Annotated in this window: 16 protein-coding genes; 4 read left to right on the top strand and 12 right to left on the bottom strand. The window is 65.3% G+C overall.

Going from position 1 to position 16,903, the window contains the following annotated elements; all coding sequences use genetic code 11:
• On the top strand, positions 1 to 1,056 hold the full coding sequence (locus tag IFT65_RS00370) for a DUF1176 domain-containing protein (RefSeq protein ID WP_192079269.1): 1,056 nt from the start codon (positions 1 to 3) through the stop codon (positions 1,054 to 1,056).
• Between the two features lie 69 nt (positions 1,057 to 1,125).
• Here the strand turns inward: IFT65_RS00370 and recJ are convergent, their stop codons facing one another.
• The 9 genes from recJ to dapB all read right to left on the bottom strand — a co-directional run bounded on the left by recJ (position 1,126) and on the right by dapB (position 12,169).
• Positions 1,126 to 2,865, bottom strand: coding sequence for a single-stranded-DNA-specific exonuclease RecJ (recJ, locus tag IFT65_RS00365; RefSeq protein ID WP_192079267.1), 1,740 nt, complete (start codon positions 2,863 to 2,865; stop codon positions 1,126 to 1,128).
• Positions 2,866 to 3,238: 373 nt separating this feature from the next.
• Positions 3,239 to 4,162 carry a phosphoglycerate mutase gene (locus IFT65_RS00360; protein ID WP_197973960.1) on the bottom strand — a complete coding sequence of 308 codons (924 nt, stop codon included), beginning with the start codon at positions 4,160 to 4,162 and terminating at the stop codon, positions 3,239 to 3,241.
• 18 nt (positions 4,163 to 4,180) lie between these two features.
• Positions 4,181 to 4,645 (bottom strand): transcription elongation factor GreA, encoded by a 465-nt coding sequence (greA, locus tag IFT65_RS00355; RefSeq protein WP_188327290.1) that lies wholly within the window; start codon positions 4,643 to 4,645, stop codon positions 4,181 to 4,183.
• Between the two features lie 8 nt (positions 4,646 to 4,653).
• The gene (gene carB, locus IFT65_RS00350) at positions 4,654 to 7,896 is read right to left on the bottom strand and encodes a carbamoyl-phosphate synthase large subunit (RefSeq protein ID WP_192079264.1); all 3,243 of its coding nucleotides are present in this window, start codon (positions 7,894 to 7,896) and stop codon (positions 4,654 to 4,656) included.
• Positions 7,880 to 8,317 (bottom strand): PIN domain-containing protein, encoded by a 438-nt coding sequence (locus IFT65_RS00345; protein ID WP_192079261.1) that lies wholly within the window; start codon positions 8,315 to 8,317, stop codon positions 7,880 to 7,882. The genes carB and IFT65_RS00345 overlap by 17 nt, the downstream gene beginning before the upstream one ends.
• Positions 8,314 to 9,444 carry an AAA family ATPase gene (locus IFT65_RS18565; protein WP_249404968.1) on the bottom strand — a complete coding sequence of 377 codons (1,131 nt, stop codon included), beginning with the start codon at positions 9,442 to 9,444 and terminating at the stop codon, positions 8,314 to 8,316. The genes IFT65_RS00345 and IFT65_RS18565 overlap by 4 nt, the downstream gene beginning before the upstream one ends.
• Before the next feature lie 25 nt (positions 9,445 to 9,469).
• The gene (locus tag IFT65_RS00335; protein ID WP_192079256.1) at positions 9,470 to 10,024 is read right to left on the bottom strand and encodes a hypothetical protein; all 555 of its coding nucleotides are present in this window, start codon (positions 10,022 to 10,024) and stop codon (positions 9,470 to 9,472) included.
• Positions 10,024 to 11,154: a glutamine-hydrolyzing carbamoyl-phosphate synthase small subunit gene (gene carA / locus IFT65_RS00330; RefSeq protein WP_192079254.1), complete on the bottom strand. Its 1,131-nt coding sequence runs from the start codon at positions 11,152 to 11,154 to the stop codon at positions 10,024 to 10,026. Before carA ends, IFT65_RS00335 begins: the two co-directional genes overlap by 1 nt.
• Positions 11,155 to 11,446: 292 nt before the next feature.
• Positions 11,447 to 12,169, bottom strand: coding sequence for a 4-hydroxy-tetrahydrodipicolinate reductase (dapB, locus tag IFT65_RS00325; protein WP_192079251.1), 723 nt, complete (start codon positions 12,167 to 12,169; stop codon positions 11,447 to 11,449).
• Between the two features lie 126 nt (positions 12,170 to 12,295).
• Here dapB and IFT65_RS00320 point away from each other — a divergent pair, with 126 nt between their 5' ends.
• The 3 genes from IFT65_RS00320 to IFT65_RS00310 all read left to right on the top strand — a co-directional run bounded on the left by IFT65_RS00320 (position 12,296) and on the right by IFT65_RS00310 (position 14,508).
• Positions 12,296 to 13,057: a 3-oxoacyl-ACP reductase gene (locus IFT65_RS00320; RefSeq protein ID WP_192079250.1), complete on the top strand. Its 762-nt coding sequence runs from the start codon at positions 12,296 to 12,298 to the stop codon at positions 13,055 to 13,057.
• Positions 13,058 to 13,148: 91 nt separating this feature from the next.
• Entirely contained in the window at positions 13,149 to 13,754 is a 606-nt protein-coding gene (locus tag IFT65_RS00315; protein ID WP_192079249.1) for a response regulator, read from the top strand.
• Between the two features lie 133 nt (positions 13,755 to 13,887).
• Positions 13,888 to 14,508, top strand: coding sequence for a M23 family metallopeptidase (locus IFT65_RS00310; protein WP_192079248.1), 621 nt, complete (start codon positions 13,888 to 13,890; stop codon positions 14,506 to 14,508).
• A 7-nt stretch (positions 14,509 to 14,515) separates the two neighbouring features.
• Here the strand turns inward: IFT65_RS00310 and IFT65_RS00305 are convergent, their stop codons facing one another.
• The 3 genes from IFT65_RS00305 to IFT65_RS00295 are packed head-to-tail and all read right to left on the bottom strand — an operon-like array spanning position 14,516 to position 16,880.
• Positions 14,516 to 14,770, bottom strand: a complete 255-nt coding sequence (locus tag IFT65_RS00305; RefSeq protein WP_192079246.1) for a DUF6587 family protein — start codon at positions 14,768 to 14,770, stop codon at positions 14,516 to 14,518.
• Entirely contained in the window at positions 14,770 to 16,632 is a 1,863-nt protein-coding gene (locus IFT65_RS00300) for a ferrous iron transporter B (protein WP_192079244.1), read from the bottom strand. Before IFT65_RS00300 ends, IFT65_RS00305 begins: the two co-directional genes overlap by 1 nt.
• Complete coding sequence (locus IFT65_RS00295; protein WP_188324172.1) at positions 16,629 to 16,880, bottom strand: FeoA family protein; 252 nt, start codon at positions 16,878 to 16,880, stop codon at positions 16,629 to 16,631. The genes IFT65_RS00300 and IFT65_RS00295 overlap by 4 nt, the downstream gene beginning before the upstream one ends.
• Positions 16,881 to 16,903 lie beyond the last annotated feature (23 nt).

Below are 16,903 nucleotides of genomic sequence, written 5' to 3'. Positions count from 1 at the left end.
ATGCGCCTACTCTGCCTGCTGCCGTCGTTGCTGCTCGCGCCGTTCACCGCAATCGCCGCACCTGCCATCGTGCCTGGCGTGGACTTCACCCATAACGATTGGACCCTGGCCTGCGACAACACCCGCACCTGCCGCGCGGCGGGCTACCAGAATGAAGAGCTGCCAGACAGCCTGCCGGTATCGGTGCTGTTGACCCGCCTGGGTGGGCCGCACCAACCGGTGACCGCCGAACTGATGCTGGGCCAGTACGAAGAGATCACGCTGCCCGCGCGCCTCAGCCTGCAGATCGACGGGGTCGACCAAGGCCGCGTGGACTATGCCGGCCAGGAAGGCACGGCACGGTTTTCACCCAAGCAGGTGGCTGCGCTGCTCACCGCGCTCAGCGGTCAGGGCCGCATCGTGTTCACCGGCAACGAGGGCACGCAGTGGACGCTGTCTGGGCGCGGCGCGTCTGCAGTGCTGCTGAAGATGGATGAGTTCCAGGGTCGCCTGGGCACGCCGGGTGCGCTCACGCGCAAGGGCAAGCGGGCCGAATCGTCGGTGCTGCCTGCGCTGCCGGTACCGGTGGTGGTGCTGGGCACGCTGCCTGCCGCGCGCCCGTCCGATGCCGCGCTGGGCAGCTCAGCCGCGCTGCGTGCCGCATTGGTGGCGGCCACGCCGGCCGAGGACTGCGATGGGATCCAACCGGACCAGACCGTCGTGCTGGACGATCCGGCACCGCCGTTGAACGTGCGGCGACTGAGCGCGGACAAGCTGCTGGTGTCGACGGTGTGCTGGCGCGGCGCCTACAACGAGGGCAGCGGCTATTGGGTGGTCAACGACCGCGCCCCGTATGCGCCCACGCTGGTGACGAATCTGGGCAACGATGACGACGGGCGCAGCATCAGCGGCGCACACAAGGGGCGCGGACTGGGCGATTGCTGGTCGATGAACGGTTGGGGCTGGGATGGACGCCGGTTCATTGCCACGGCGGTGTCCACCAGCGGCATGTGCCGGTTGGTGGCCGCAGGCGGTGCGTGGGATCTGCCGACGCTGGTGACCCACGTCAAGGAATAAGAGTACGCGGAGGGTATCGCGCGGCCTGATGCCGTGTCTGTAGCGCCGAGCCCTGCTCGGCGGACTCCATCAGGCCGCGCTGCAATGCTCGACGATCAACTGGATCGCGGTGCCGCCGCGATAGTCGTCACAGGCCAGCCGATAGGCCAGGTGGACGTTGCGCGCGGGCGCATTGCCGGTCCAGCCGCCGAACTGGATTGCGTTCACCACACCGCTCACGCCCGGTCGACGCAACTCCAGCTTCAGGTGACGCTCCTTCAGCACGCGCCAGTTCGTCACCTCGAAGTGCCCATCGAACAACGGCTCGGGGAAGCCCTGCCCCCACGGGCCGGCAAGGCGCAGTGCATCAGCGTGCTGGTGGTCCAGTTCGTCACTGCCGAGCTCGCCGTCACTGAGCAGCTGCTGTTGCAGCATCACCGGGTCCAGCATCTGTTGTACGGCGGCGCAGAACGCGGCATGAAACGCAGCCAGATGCGCATGCGGCATGCTCATGCCCGCCGCCATGGCATGGCCACCGAAGCGCTCGATCAGCCCGGGATGCCGTGCATCCACCAGGGCCAGCGCGTCGCGGATATGCAGGCCGGGAATCGAGCGGGCCGAACCGCGCATCGCATCGCTCCCGGGCTCGGCCGGTGCGAACGCCACGACCGGCCGATGCAGACGATCCTTCATCTTCGACGCCACCAATCCCACCACGCCCGGGTGCCAGTCCGCATCGAACAGCACCGCCGCGATCGGCCGCTGGCCATCCTCATCCAGCACGACCTTGGCGACGGCTTTTTCGGCATCGTCGGTCATGGTCTGCTGCACGGCACGTCGTTCGGTGTTGATCTGTTCCAGGGTCTGCGCGATCTCGCGCGCCTGTCGCGGCTCTTCCGTCAGCAGCAACGCGATGCCGAGCGCCATGTCCTCCAGGCGGCCGGCGGCGTTGAGCCGTGGGCCCAAGGCAAAGCCGATGTCCGTCGTGGTGAGCCGTGCGGCATCGCGACCGCTGGCTTCAATCAGCGCTTTCAGGCCGACGCAGCCCTGCCCCGCACGCAGCCGGCGCAGGCCGGCGCTGACCAGCGCACGGTTGTTGGCGTCCAGCGCGACCAGATCGGCGACGGTACCCACCGCGACCAGGTCCAGCAGGACGGCAAGATCCGGCCCCTTGCCATCGGCGAACACCTTCATTTCGCGCAGGTGGCGGCGCAGCGCCAGCAGCACGTAGAAAATCACGCCCACGCCGGCAAGCGACTTGCTGGGGAAGGCATCGTCCTGCAGGTTGGGGTCCACGATCACATCGGCAGGCGGCAACTGTGGTCCTGGCAGATGGTGATCGGTGACCAGTACCTGCCAGCCCTTCGCCTTGGCCGCCGCAACGCCGGCATGGCAGGCGATGCCATGATCGACGGTCACCAGCAGGTCCGGCTGCAGTGCGGCGAGTTCTTCCACCAGCGCGGGCGACAGGCCATAGCCGTGCACCATGCGATTGGGCACCGCATGGGCCACGTGTCGCGCGCCGAGCATGCGCAGGCCGCGCACGCCGACCGCACACGCGGTGGCCCCGTCGCAGTCGAAATCGCCGACGACCACGATGCGCTTGTCGTGCGCGATGGCCGACGTCAGCAACGCGACTGCGCCGTCGATGCCGCCCAGCAGTTCGGGCGCGTGCAGGCTGCCCAGCTTGGGCAACGCCAGCTCCGGTGTCGTCGCGCCGCGGCTGGAATACAGCCGTGCCAACAAAGGGAGCGTGCCGGCAGGCCACGATCCCACCTCGGTGTGCTCACGGCGACGGATAAGCAGTGCAGGTTCGGCGGCAGGGGACATCGGCGACGCCGGTTGCAGGAAGACAGCGCATGATACCGCGCTGGCAGCGCCCGCCGAACGAACGGGCCACGCGGGTTGCCTCGGTAGAGCCGACTTTAGTCGGCTGCTTGCCTCGGTAGAGCCGACTTTAGTCGGCTGGTTATCTCGGTAGAGCCGACTTTAGTCGGCTGCTGTCCTCAGCCGACTGAAGTCGGCTCTACCCTCTCGGCTGCTGTCACCCAGCCGACTGAAGTCGGCTCTACCCTCTCGGCTGCTGACACCCAGCCGACTGAAGTCGGCTCTACCTTGTCGGCCGTTTTTCATGAAACCGACGGAAGTTGTCCCGTCAGCCGTTCTACATGAAGCAGACGAAAGTCATCCCGTCGTCCGTTCTTCATCCAGCCGGCGGACGTTCGTCGTGCAGCTGGCGCGGTTTCTTCCAGAAGCTCCAGCGCTGCGAACGCATGAAGACAAACTGCGTGCCATCTTCGAAATCCAGTACCAGTTGGCGCAGTTCACCGCGCTGCAGGGCAGCCAGCAACGGGGTGATCGCATCGCGACCCAGCTGCTCCAGCGAGCGCAGCTGGCGCAGGTCCACCAACGCATCCACGGTCTGTTCGCCATCGATCTGCACGCCCGCGGCCTGCGCCAGCGCGCGCAGCAGGGCATCGCGGCTGCGCACCTGGGCATGCGGCGTAGTCACCGTGGCCGGGAGGGCGCCCGCTCCCCAGAACCACAGCGAATTGATCGGAGAACTGCCGGCAGCAATGCGCTCGGCGTTCCACGGATGGGTGTGCAGCACGACCTGCGTTTCCGTCAGCAGGGCACGCCAACGGCGTCCCTCGCCGCCAGATGGCAGATGCGAGAACAGATCATCCCCCAGCACGTCCTCCGGGCTGGCGAAGCGCGGCAGCGGCATGTCGGCGGGCACCTGCAGATACCACCGCGATCCAACGGGTGCGTCCAGTACCAGGCCATGATCGGCGAACAGTGGCTGCAGGGCAGGCAGCAGTGCCACCACATCATCGTGGCCGGGCCGCAGCGTGTCGCCATGGCCCATCATGCGGGCGCCGTGCATGTCCGGCACCACATGGGCCGGATCGGCGCGCAGCCAGAGGTGTCCCTGCGCATCCCCGGCATCGAGTTGCCGCGTCAGTGCGGCGGCGGGCATCTCGCCCGCCGGCGTCACGGTGAAGTGGCGCTGCAGTTGCGCCGCCTCCCCTGGATCGCGAACGTGGTGCTGGGCACGGCCCAGCGCACGTGCGACCTCATCCGGCAACGCCGCCGCGGGAAACCGGCTCCGCGCTGGCAGCAGCAGCGTTGCGTTGGCCACCGATCAGCCTTCGTAGCTGACGCTGACGATTTCGTACTCGCGCTGGCCAGCAGGCGCATCGATGGTGATGCTGTCGCCCTCCAGCTTGCCGATCATCGCGCGCGCGACAGGCGAGGAGATGGCGATCAGGCCCAGCTTGATGTCCGCTTCGAGGTCACCGACGATCTGGTACTTCTTCTCTTCGTCGGTTTCCACGTCGGCCAGCGTCACCGACGCGCCGAACACCACCTTCGAGCCCGCGTTGAGCTTGGACACGTCGATGATCTCGGCATGGGAAAGCTCACCTTCAAGCTGCTTGATGCGGCCTTCGATGAAGCCCTGCTCCTCGCGCGCGGCGTGGTACTCGGCGTTCTCCTTCAAGTCGCCGTGTTCACGTGCTTCGGCGATCGCCGCGATGACCTTCGGGCGCTTGACCGACTTCAGGTGGTCCAGCTCGTCGCGCAGACGCTGCGCGCCCTTCATCGTGATGGGAGCTCTCATGCGTTCAGTTCCTTGTGCAGTTCCTGCAGCGACCAGACCGGGCCGGTACCGCGGAATTCCAGCGAATGCACCAGTGCCTTGGCACCGGCGATGGTGGTCGAATAGGTCACGCGATGCTGCAGCGCTTCACGACGGATCGAGAACGAGTCATTGATCGCCGCGCGGCCTTCGGTGGTGTTGACGATGTAGACGATCTCGCCGTTCTTGATCCGGTCCACGATGTGCGGACGACCCTCCACGACTTTGTTGACGATCTCGCATTCCATGCCGTGCTGCTGCAGCCATGCAGCGGTGCCGCGGGTGGCGACCAGGGTGTAGCCCTTGGACAGCAGCGCCTCGGCGACCGGCAGCACGCGCTGCTTGTCCGGGTCACGCACCGACACGAAGGCCTTGCCCACCGGCGGCGCCTTGATGCCACCGGCTTCCTGGGCACGCGCGAACGCGGCACTGAAGCTGCGGCCCACACCCATCACTTCGCCGGTCGAACGCATCTCCGGCCCAAGGATCGGATCGACGCCCTGGAACTTGGCGAACGGGAAGATCGCCTCTTTCACCGAGTAGTAATCCGGCACGATTTCCTTGGTCGCACCCTGCTCTGCCAGCGTCTTGCCGGCCATGCAGCGGGCGGCGATCTTGGCCAGCGCCATGCCGGTCGCCTTGGACACGAACGGCACGGTGCGCGAAGCGCGCGGATTCACTTCCAGCAGGTAGACGATGTCTTCGCCGTTCTCACCGGCCTGGATGGCGAACTGGGTGTTCATCAGCCCGACCACGTTCAGCGCCTTGGCCAGCTCGACGACCTGGCGACGCAGCTCGGCCTGGGTTTCAGCGGACAGCGAATACGGCGGCAGCGAGCAGGACGAATCGCCCGAATGCACGCCGGCTTCTTCGATGTGCTCCATCAGGCCACCGATGAGCACGTTGCCCTGGTTGTCGGCGATGATGTCCACGTCCACTTCCACGGCATTGTCGAGGAAGCGGTCCAGCAGCACCGGCGAATCGTTGGACACCTTGACGGCGTCGCGCACGTAGCGGGCCAGGTCGGACTCGCCGTAGACGATTTCCATCGCGCGGCCGCCCAGCACGTAACTCGGGCGCACCACCAGCGGGTAACCGATCTCGCGCGCCAGCAGCAGCGCTTCCTGGTCGTTGCGGGCGATGCGGTTCGGCGGCTGCTTCAGGCCCAGCTTGTCGACCAGCTGCTGGAAACGCTCGCGGTCTTCGGCCAGGTCGATGGAGTCCGGCGAGGTGCCGATCACCGGCACGCCGTTGGCTTCCAGCGCACGCGCCAGCTTCAGCGGCGTCTGCCCACCGTACTGCACGATCACGCCCTTCGGCTGCTCCAGCTCGACGATCTCCAGCACGTCTTCCAGCGTCAACGGCTCGAAGTACAGGCGGTCGGAGGTGTCGTAGTCGGTCGAAACCGTCTCCGGGTTGCAGTTGACCATGATCGTTTCATAGCCATCTTCGCGCAGCGCCAGTGCGGCGTGCACGCAGCAGTAGTCGAACTCGATGCCCTGGCCGATGCGGTTCGGACCACCGCCCAGGATCATGATCTTGTCGCGGTTGGTCGGTGCGGCCTCGCATTCGTCCTCGTAGGTCGAATACAGATACGCCGTGCCGGTGGCGAACTCGCCCGCGCAGGAGTCAACCCGCTTGTACACCGGGCGCACCTTGTGCGCGCGGCGCAGGGCGCGCACGGCGGCTTCATTGGTGCCGGTCAGCTGGGCCAGGCGCGCATCGGAGAAGCCGGCACGCTTGAGCTTGCGCAGGCGCGCGGCATCCAGCCCGTCGATGCCGCTGGCGGCGACTTCGCCCTCAGCGGTGATGATCTCTTCGATCTGGTCCAGGAACCACGGATCGATGAAGGACAGCGCATGGATGTCTTCAACGCTCAGGCCGGCGCGGAACGCATCGGCCACGTAGAACAGGCGCTCCGGGCCCGGCGCCTTGAGCTCGCGGCGCATGGTCTGCAGATCGTCTTCGTTGCTCAGGTCCAGCTCGGTCGGGTCGAAGCCCACCTTGCCTGTTTCCAGGCCACGCAGCGCTTTCTGCATCGATTCCTGGAAGGTGCGACCCATCGCCATCACCTCGCCCACCGACTTCATCTGGGTGGTCAAGCGGGCATCGGCGGCCGGGAACTTCTCGAAGGCGAAGCGCGGAATCTTGGTCACCACGTAATCGATGGACGGCTCGAACGAAGCCGGGGTCAGGCCGCCGGTGATTTCGTTCTTCAGTTCGTCCAGCGTGTAGCCGACGGCCAGCTTGGCGGCGACCTTGGCGATCGGGAAGCCGGTGGCCTTGGACGCCAGTGCCGACGACCGCGATACGCGCGGGTTCATCTCGATCACCACCACGCGGCCGGTTTCCGGGTTGATGCCGAACTGCACGTTGGAGCCGCCGGTGTCCACGCCGATCTTGCGCAGCACAGCGATGGAGGCATCGCGCAGGCGCTGGTATTCCTTGTCGGTCAGGGTCTGCGCCGGGGCCACGGTGATCGAGTCACCGGTGTGCACGCCCATCGGGTCCAGGTTCTCGATGGAGCAGACGATGATGCAGTTGTCCGCGGTATCGCGGACCACTTCCATCTCGAACTCCTTCCAGCCGAGCACCGACTCTTCCACCAGCACTTCGGTGGTCGGCGACAGTTCCAGGCCCCGGGTGACGATGTCGATCAGCTCTTCGCGGTTGTACGCGATGCCGCCGCCGCTGCCGCCCAGGGTGAAGCTGGGACGGATGATGGTCGGATAACCCACGCGCGTCTGGATATCCAGCGCTTCTTCCAGCGTGTGCGCGACGGCCGCCGACGGGCATTCCAGGCCGATTTCGCCCATCGCCACGCGGAACAGCTCGCGGTCTTCGGCCATGCGGATCGCTTCGCGCTTGGCACCGATCAGCTCGACGTTGTACTTCTCCAGCACGCCATTGTCCGCCAGGTCCAGCGCGCAGTTCAGCGCGGTCTGGCCGCCCATGGTCGGCAGCAGGGCGTCGGGCTTCTCCTTGGCGATGATCTTCTCGACCGTCTGCCAGTTGATCGGCTCGATGTAGACGGCATCCGCCATATCCGGGTCGGTCATGATCGTGGCCGGGTTGCTGTTGACCAGCACCACGCGGTAGCCCTCGTCGCGCAGCGCCTTGCAGGCCTGCGCGCCAGAGTAGTCGAACTCACAGGCCTGGCCGATGACGATCGGGCCAGCACCGATGATGAGGATGGTTTTCAGGTCAGTGCGCTTTGCCATTTTTTTCCAGCTCTTTAATGATCTTCTGAATTTTCTCGATATCTTGATCATTGCTGATCATGTCGAGGTCGTTGAGTTTGGCGCAAACGCAATGGAAGACATCGAAACGCTTCTTATCGATCGACGATTCCATACCAGGCTGCCTGTCATGCCGGAAGATTTCGGCGGCCATCCGTGCATCCTTCGAACCGACATCGAACTCTTGGAAATCATCGAGGATGGCTTCTAAGGCATCCAGCGGAACTCGCTTCGCTCCTCTGAGTAATTCATACCTGATCAATGGTGAAATCGTTAGCTTCACGCTGTCATCTCTGAGCAGCTCCGCCAAACGCGCCTTGTCCTGTAAGTGCTTGGCATTTTCCTCGTCGGTATCGAAGGCGCCTATCAACATATTGGTGTCGAGCAGAATCGCGCGCTTCACTCCTCGCCCTCCCCAAGAAGCAGGTCAAGTAATCGCTTCTTGGCGGCGCTCTGATCAGTGCTCTCGAGTGCAGCTCTCTTCAGGCCGTTCAGATCGACGCCGAATGCATCGTTCAGAACATCACCAAATGCCTTCATGTTCGGCGAATTGATGATGGTGGCGCGAACCACGTCATCCTCGTCGCGAGCAAGCAAATAAGCCTCCCCCTCCTCCAACTGGGAGAGAATCAGCGGCGAATGAGTAGCGACGACGAAGACAGTCTTCGGGAAGAGTCTCTTTAGCTTCCCTACGATTGTGGTTTGCCAATTGATATGCAGATGACTTTCAACTTCGTCAATCAAGACTACACCGGGCATACGGCGGACATCCGGCGCATTGGTGAAATTAGAGTACGCGGCGACGATGGCTTGAAAAATCTTCACGACAGAGGCAAAGCCAGAACTCAGCTCCCCCAGTTCAACCCAATCGCCTGAGACATTGAGAAAGACACGTTGCGCGCCGTCGATCTGCAGTTTTCCAGCCGCGACACGGGGATCAATCTCATTCAGCAACTCAAGAACGGTGTCGATCTCATTCTGAAGGTTGTCTTTCTCAACCTGATAGGGATTGACAGACTGCGCGCGCTGCACGAACCAAGCTCTAACATCGACCGCCATACCCGCAGAACGCAGGTTGCCAGAGAGAAATTCCGCAAGTAATCGCTCAAAATGCCTCTTTTTCCGTTCGCTGAACTGACCGAGCGGCCCAGCGTCGGACGGCTCCGCCGCCACTGATGCGCGACCACCCGCCCCGATGAACACTACGGGACCAGAATGTTGTGGGCCTAACGGAACCGCATCGCTAAGCGCTTGGTGCGTTGAATCCCCTATGTAACGACCGAGCACATGAACTCCGTCAATACTTACTGACGAGGCGGGGGTGTGTTTCTTACCCTCGATCCACGAGGAGCGCATCGCCGCGTAGAACTCACTCTGGGTAAACAACATTCCAAGATAGATTGCCTCCAGCGTCTTGGTCTTGCCCACGCCATTGACGCCGAACAGCACGCGCACGCGATGGTCAGGATCAAACTTCAGCTCGACCTTGCCGACGCCTTTCAGGCCTTCGATGTCAACTGTATCCAGCATGCCTTTCTCCACGTAGGGGCGGCGATCAGGAAATCTGTTCCGGGTCGAAATCGATGCGGCATTCGCGCTTCAGCGCGCCGGACATCGCTTCGCCGATGTTCTCCGGCATCCCGCCGTCGGCACTGATTCCTTCGATGAAACGTTGAAATGCAGGCGTGCCCATGAACCGGGCGATTTCCACCTTGTTCGCTTCGCTTACCTGCGGTGCTTCGGCGTTCGCACCCTGCTGCGCCGCGGCGCTGGCCTGGAAGGTGCGACCCATGTCCTTGCCGGCAGGCGTGGCCAGGAACTGCGTGAACTCAACGACCAGTGCCGCGCCGTCGTCACCCAGGTTGCCGGCGATCTGCTGCTGGAAATGCGCATCCAGCAGCTTGCCGATCTGTGTGGCGGCGCAGTCGCGTCCGCTGTCGTCGAGCGCCTGCAACGTGGGCGACACACTGAACAGCACGTCCGCGCTGTTACGGCCCAGGCCTTCCATGCCGAGCTGATGCATGATGACCGCCACCTCGGCCGGGGTGGCCGGCTGTGCGCTGGCGGCGCCGGCCAGCAACAGCCCGGCCAGCAGTGCGGGAACGCGCATCAGGCGCGGGCTCCCGCCATCAGGGTCACGAAACGATCGAACAGCGGGCCAACATCGGTCGGGCCGGGCGACGCTTCGGGATGGCCCTGGAACGAGAACGCCGGCACGTCGGTGCGCGCGATGCCCTGGTTGGTACCGTCGAACAGCGACCGGTGGGTGACCCGCAACGTGGCCGGCAGGGTCGCCTCATCCACCGCGAAACCGTGGTTCTGCGAGGTGATCATCACCCGGCCCGTGTCCAGATCCTGCACCGGGTGGTTGGCACCGTGGTGGCCAAGGCCCATCTTCATCGTGCTGGCACCAGAGGCCAGCGCGAGCAGCTGGTGGCCCAGGCAGATGCCGAAGGTCGGCACCTTGGCGTCCAGTACGGTCTTGATCGCCGCAATCGCGTAGTCGCACGGTTCGGGATCACCCGGGCCGTTGGACAGGAACACGCCGTCGGGCTTCATCGCCAGCACATCGGCCGCCGGCGTCTGTGCAGGCACCACGGTGACCTCGCAGCCGCGCTCGGCCAGCATGCGCAGGATATTGGTCTTCACGCCGTAGTCGTAGGCCACGACCTTGTACCGCGACGGCACGCTGACGAACGTGTTGGCGTCCAGGTCCAGCTGGCCTTCGGTCCACGTATAGGTCGTTTCGGTCGACACGACCTTGGCCAGGTCCATGCCCTTCAAACCAGGGAAGCTGCGCGCCGCCTCCAGTGCCTTTTCCACGCTGAGGCCTTCACCGGCCATCAGCGCGCCGTTCTGCGCACCCTTCTCGCGCAGGATGCGGGTCAGCTTGCGGGTGTCGATGCCGGAGATGGCCACCACGCCGCGCTGCAGCAGCCAGTCCTGCAGCGAAACCTGGCTGCGCCAGCTGCTGGGCCGGCGCGGCACATCGCGCACGATCAGGCCGGCGGACCACACCTTGGACGCTTCATTGTCCTGATCGGTCATGCCGGTGTTGCCGATGTGCGGGTAGGTCAGCGTGACCATCTGCCGGGCGTAGGACGGGTCGGTCAGGACTTCCTGATAACCGGTCATGGCGGTGTTGAACACCACTTCGCCAACGGACAGGCCGGGCGCGCCTACGGATTCGCCCTCGAATACGGTGCCGTCTTCGAGGACGAGGATTGCGGCTTGGGTCACGGAAATCTCACTTTGGCTACCGATGGGGTACCGAAGGTCACGCCTGCGCTCACGGTAAAAACCGGTTGCAAAAAAGCGCGGACGTACGGTTCTGGACCGGTCCGGCTATCGTGTTTCGGCGAGTGCGAATTGTAGACGCATGTGGGCGCGCGCGCCAGCGCTGCGTTGCGGAAAGGCGCCCTGGTAGCGCCGAGCCATGCTCGGCGAGCGCAGCGGGCCGTTCGCGCGGGCCCACCGGTAGCGCCGAGCCATGCTCGGCGAGCGCAGCGGGCCGTCCGGCCCGGATCCCCGTTCAGCCGTTCAGCAGATCCCGCACGCGATAGCTGCCCGGGGCCTTGCCGGCCAACTGCCCGGCGGCGAACAACGCGCCCCGGGCGAAGATGTCCCGGTTGCTCGCGCGATGCACCAGTTCGATGCGCTCGCCCAGGCCGGTGAACTGCACCAGATGCTCGCCGATGATGTCGCCGGCACGCAGGCTGGCGTAATGGGGGTGTGCCCCACCCCGCTCCGCTGCGGCGCCCAGTGTCAGCGCGGTGCCCGAGGGGGCATCCAGCTTGCGGGTATGGTGGGATTCGACGATATCGCAGTCCCAGCCAGCCACCGCCTGCGCCGCGCGCTCGACCAGCTCATCCAGCACCGCCACGCCGAGGCTGAAATTGGAGGCCCACACCAGCGGAATGGCCTGCCCAGCCTTTGCCAACGTGTCCTGTTGGACGTCGCTGATCCCGGTAGTACCCGACACCAATCCAGCACCGCGCTGTACGCACAGTGCCAGGATCGCATCGAACCCGGCCGGCAGGCTGAAATCGATGGCCACGTCGAACGGCGGTGCGCCCGCCAGTTCGCTGGCGGCGAAGTGCGGGACGCCCTCGATGACACGCTGGGCCGGCGAGCGCCCGGTGAAGGCAGCCACCACCTGCACGTGCTGGGAGTTCTCGGCGGCGAGACGCAACAGGGCCTGGCCCATGCGGCCAGAGGCGCCGTGGATAAGCAAACGTAGCGGAGTCGGGTTCATGCACAGAGGCTAGCGGTTGGCCACCTGTTTGCACAGGGGGGCTGGAGACCCGATCCGGTCACTGCACGCGCCCTCACGCAGCAGCTTGCTAGTCTGCGCGCCCGCCTCACGATCCTGCGCCCTACCATGAAGATTGAAGAACAGCTGGTGCTGGTCACCGGCGCGGCACGTGGCCTGGGCCAGCACATCGCCCGCGCCTTCGCCGCGCAGGGTGCGCAGGTGATCATCAACTACCACCGCAGCAGCGACGCCGCCCGCGCGCTTGCGCAGGAGCTCGGTGACCAGGGACTGGCCGTACAGGCCGATGTCACCGACCGCCACCAGGTGGACACCCTGATGACACTGGCACAGGCACATTTCGGCCGCCCGGTGACCACTGTCGTCAACAATGCGCTGGCGAACTTCTCCTTCAACGGCGAAGCACGCGAGAAGGCCGACACCATCAGCTGGAGCAGCTTCCAGACGCAGTTCGACGGCAGTGTCCGCGGCGCGCTGAACACGGTGCAGGCCGCCATCCCGGGCATGCGCAGCCAGCAGTTCGGACGCATCATCAACATCGGGACCAACCTCTTCCAGCTTCCGGTCGTGCCCTATCACGATTACACCGCCGCCAAGGCGGCATTGCTGGCACTCACGCGCACCCTGGCCGGTGACCTGGGGCCGGACGGCATCACGGTGAACATGCTGTCCGGCGGACTGCTGCGCATGACCGATGCCAGCGCGGCCACGCCGGAGGCCGTGTTCGATTACATCGCCAGTGCCACCCCGCTGCGCCGCGTCACCACCCCGGCAGAGTTCGCCGATGCGGTGCTGTTCTTCGCGTCACCGTGGTCGCGCGCCGTTACCGGCCAGAACCTGGTGGTGGATGGCGGGTTGGTGCGGAACTGACTGTCTGGTAGCCGCGCACACGACACTCCGTTCACGTCGGCGGGGGACACTGCCGTGAAGGACGACCTGAGTAATCACTACCGTGCGCGTCATGCTGGCAGACGATCATCCCACCATCCTCGCCGGGCTTGAGGCCCTGCTGCGCGGAGTTGCACGCGTTGAAATCGCCGGCATCGCAGACGATGGTGACGCCCTCATCCGCTTGCTGCAGCGGCAGCACTGCGATGCGGTAGTCACAGACTACGCCATGCCAGGCAGCCAGCACGGCGACGGCCTGACTCTGCTGGGCTTCCTGCGCCGACGTTGGCCGTCGCTGGTGGTGATACTGCATACCATGCAGGAGTCCCCGACCATCTTGACCCAGGCGCGCCAATTGGGCATCCGACATATGGTCAGCAAATCGGACGCCGGCGGGCATATCGGCGCGGCGCTGCAGTCCGCGATGGTGGGGGGCGAGTATTTTTCACCGGCGATCAGCGCGATCCTGCGCTCCGGCCCGGGGCAGGACACGTTGCTGACGCCGCGCGAACGGGAGGTCGTCCGGCTGTTTGCCTCCGGCATGTCAATGACCGCCATCGCCAAACAGGTGCATCGGAGCAAGCAGACCGTAAGTACGCAGAAGCGGAGCGCCATGCAGAAGTTGGGCGTCGAGCATGATGCTGGGTTGTTGCGCGCCTGGCAGGATCACCACGCCTAGCCACCAAATCAGTGCACGCCCTCGTACTTGTACGAAAAGGTCTGGTATCTGTACGAAAAAGGCCCCGTCTGCGTGGGGCTGTCCTCCCGGAAGCCCTAGTGTGCGGTCCATCAACGCTGCCTTGGACCTACCGATGCCCGCCATACCGCTGCCGGTTATACGCTTTCTGATGACCACCGCGCTTGCTCTGCTGCAGGCACCGGCTCCGGTCAGTGCGGCCACGCCAACGCTCGTCGTGGTGCCCGAGCCCATCGCGCTGGCGCCGATGGCCGATACCGCGCCCAAGGCGCCCGGCTTCCACATGCCGCTGGCGGAGTTTCGCCTCAGCAGCGCGTTCGGACCTCGTCGCCACCCGATACGTGGGCGGGCCCATGCCCATTCCGGCGCCGACATGGCGGCTGCTCGAGGTACGCCTGTGCATGCCATCGCTGAAGGGACGGTCGCCGCGGTGCGTGAGCTTGCCAAGGGGTATGGTCGTCATGTGGTCGTCGATCATGCCGACGGCTACAGCAGTTGGTATGCCCACCTGGATCGCATCGATGCCGCGCTGCATGTCGGCAGCATCGTGCGCGCAGGACAGCGGCTCGGCTCGGTCGGCAGCACAGGCTCGGCAACCGGACCGCACCTGCATCTGGAGATCCGTCAAGGCAACATACCGCTTGAACCGATGGCACTACTCCAGCCAATGCCCGTGCCTGCTCCTGCCGTGATCGGCGTCGCGCCGGCGTGGCGCGCCCATGCGGCTCCGCCCTGAAACCCGCTCAGTGCGCCTTCGGCGGGCTTGGCCCGCAGCTGTCACACCCGCCGCAGGCGCCCGCGCTGCCAGTGGCCGGCGGGGCGATGCGCCGCCCCAGCGACTGACGCCAGCCCTCCGTTCCGGGCCGCAACAGGCGCACGGCAATCGCGCCGCGTGCCTTGCGCACGACGCCCGGGAACTGCTTCTTCAGCACCACCCACGCACTGACCAGCACGGCCACCGCGATGATCAGGTACTGCAGCAGCAGGCCGGCCTCCATCAGCCGCCCCCCAGCGCCACGGTCACCTGGTAGGTGATGAGCGCCGCGATGTACGCGGCCGCGAACAGATACACCGTCGCGAAGCTCACCTGCTTCCACGAGTTGGTCTCGCGCTTGATGGTGGCCAGCGTGGAAATGCACATCGGCGCGTAGATGAACCACACCAGCAACGACAGACCCGTCGCCAACGACCAGCCATCGCTGACGATCGGCGTCAGTGCCGAGATGGCCGCATCGTCATCCGCCGCGGACAGCGCATAGATGGTCGCCAGCGAAGACACCGCCACTTCGCGTGCGCCCATGCCCGGGATCAACGCGATGCAGATCTGCCAGTTGAAACCCAGCGGAGCGAAGATCGCCGTCATCGCATGGCCCAGCTGGCCGGCGTAGCTGTAATCGATGGCCGGCATGGTCGCGTTCGCCGGCGCACCGGGGAACGACAACAGGAACCACAGCAGGATGGTCAGCGACAGGATGATGCCGCCCACGCGCTTCAGGAAGATCATGCCGCGCTCGTACAGGCCCACCGCCAGGTCACGCGGATGCGGGATCCGGTAGGAAGGCAGCTCCAGCATCAGCGGATGCTCGCTCTTGTCGCGGCGCCACTTCTTCATCACCCACGACATCAGCAGCGCGCTGAGGATGCCGGCGATGTACAGGCCGAACAGGACCAGACCCTGCTGGTTGAAGATGCCAACCTTTTCATCCGGGATGAACGCGCCGATCAGCAAGGCATACACCGGCAGGCGCGCTGAACAGGTCATCAGCGGCGCGACCAGAATGGTCGCCAGGCGGTCGCGCGGGTCCTGGATGCTGCGCGTGGCCATGATCCCGGGCACCGCGCAGGCAAAGCTCGACAGCAGCGGGATGAACGACCGTCCGGACAGGCCGGCCGACGCCATCATGCGATCCAGCAGGAACGCCGCGCGCGGCAGGTAGCCGGATTCTTCCAGCGCCAGGATGAAGGCGAACAGGATCAGGATCTGCGGCAGGAACACCACCACACCGCCCAGGCCGGCAATGATGCCGTCGGTGATCAGGCTGGCCAGCGGGCCTTCCGGCAGCACCGCACCGGCCTGCTCACCCAGCCAACCGAACAACGCTTCGATGCCGTCCATCATCGGCGTGGCCCAGGCAAACACCGCCTGGAAAATCAGGAACATCACCACGACCAGGGTCACCAGGCCGAACACCGGATGCAGCAGCCAGCGGTCCAGCGTGTCGTCGATCTTCGCGGTGCGGGTGGGCATGCTGACCGAGGCGTCAAGGATGGCGCGCACCTGCGCGTGGTAATCCGCGCCCTGCCCGTCCACGGCAACGACCGGCGCCCCCAGGTGCGGCACCATCGCGTCCATCCGCTCCACCAGGGCCTGCGCACCGTGCTTGCGCACGGCGACCGTTTCCACCACGGGTACGCCCAGCGCGCGTTCCAGTGCCGCCACGTCGATCTGGATGCCACGACGCTGCGCGGCATCCACCATGTTCAGCGCGACCACCATCGGCTTGCCCAGCTCGCGCAGTTCCAGCGCGAAGCGCAGGTGCAGCCGCAGGTTGGTGGCATCGATCACGCACAGCAGCACGTCCGGTGCCGCCTCACCGGGGTAGAAACCGCGGCACAGGTCGCGGGTGATCGCCTCGTCCAGGCTGGCCGGCTGCAGGCTGTAGGCACCCGGCAGATCGAGGATGGCGAACTCGCGACCGGACGGCGCACGCATGCGGCCTTCTTTCCGTTCCACGGTCACGCCGGTGTAGTTGGCCACCTTCTGCCGACTGCCCGTCAGCTGGTTGAACAGCGCCGTCTTGCCGCTGTTCGGGTTACCGACCAGGGCAACGCGCAGCGGCAGGTCCGCAGCAGGGCTCATGCCAACGCTCCCGGCTGGGCGCTCAGCTGCACGCGTGCTGCCTCACTGCGGCGCAGGGCGAAACGGGTAAACCCGACCTGCACCAGCAACGGCTCACCGCCAATGGGGCCGCGCGCGACCAGGCGCACGGACTCGCCCTTGACGAAGCCCAGCTCCCTCAGGCGACGGGCGATGGTGTCATTGGCATGCGTGTCATGGACAGTTTCGACCACGGCATTGGTTTGCAAGGGCAGATCGGACAGCGTCACTCGCGCACTTCTCAGTGATAAGA

The sequence above is a fragment of the Stenotrophomonas sp. CFBP 13725 genome, from assembly GCF_014841935.1.
In the GTDB taxonomy this organism is placed as follows: domain Bacteria; phylum Pseudomonadota; class Gammaproteobacteria; order Xanthomonadales; family Xanthomonadaceae; genus Stenotrophomonas.
Note: the sequence above shows the minus strand (reverse complement) of the source record. Positions and strands in the feature narration are given on the sequence as shown.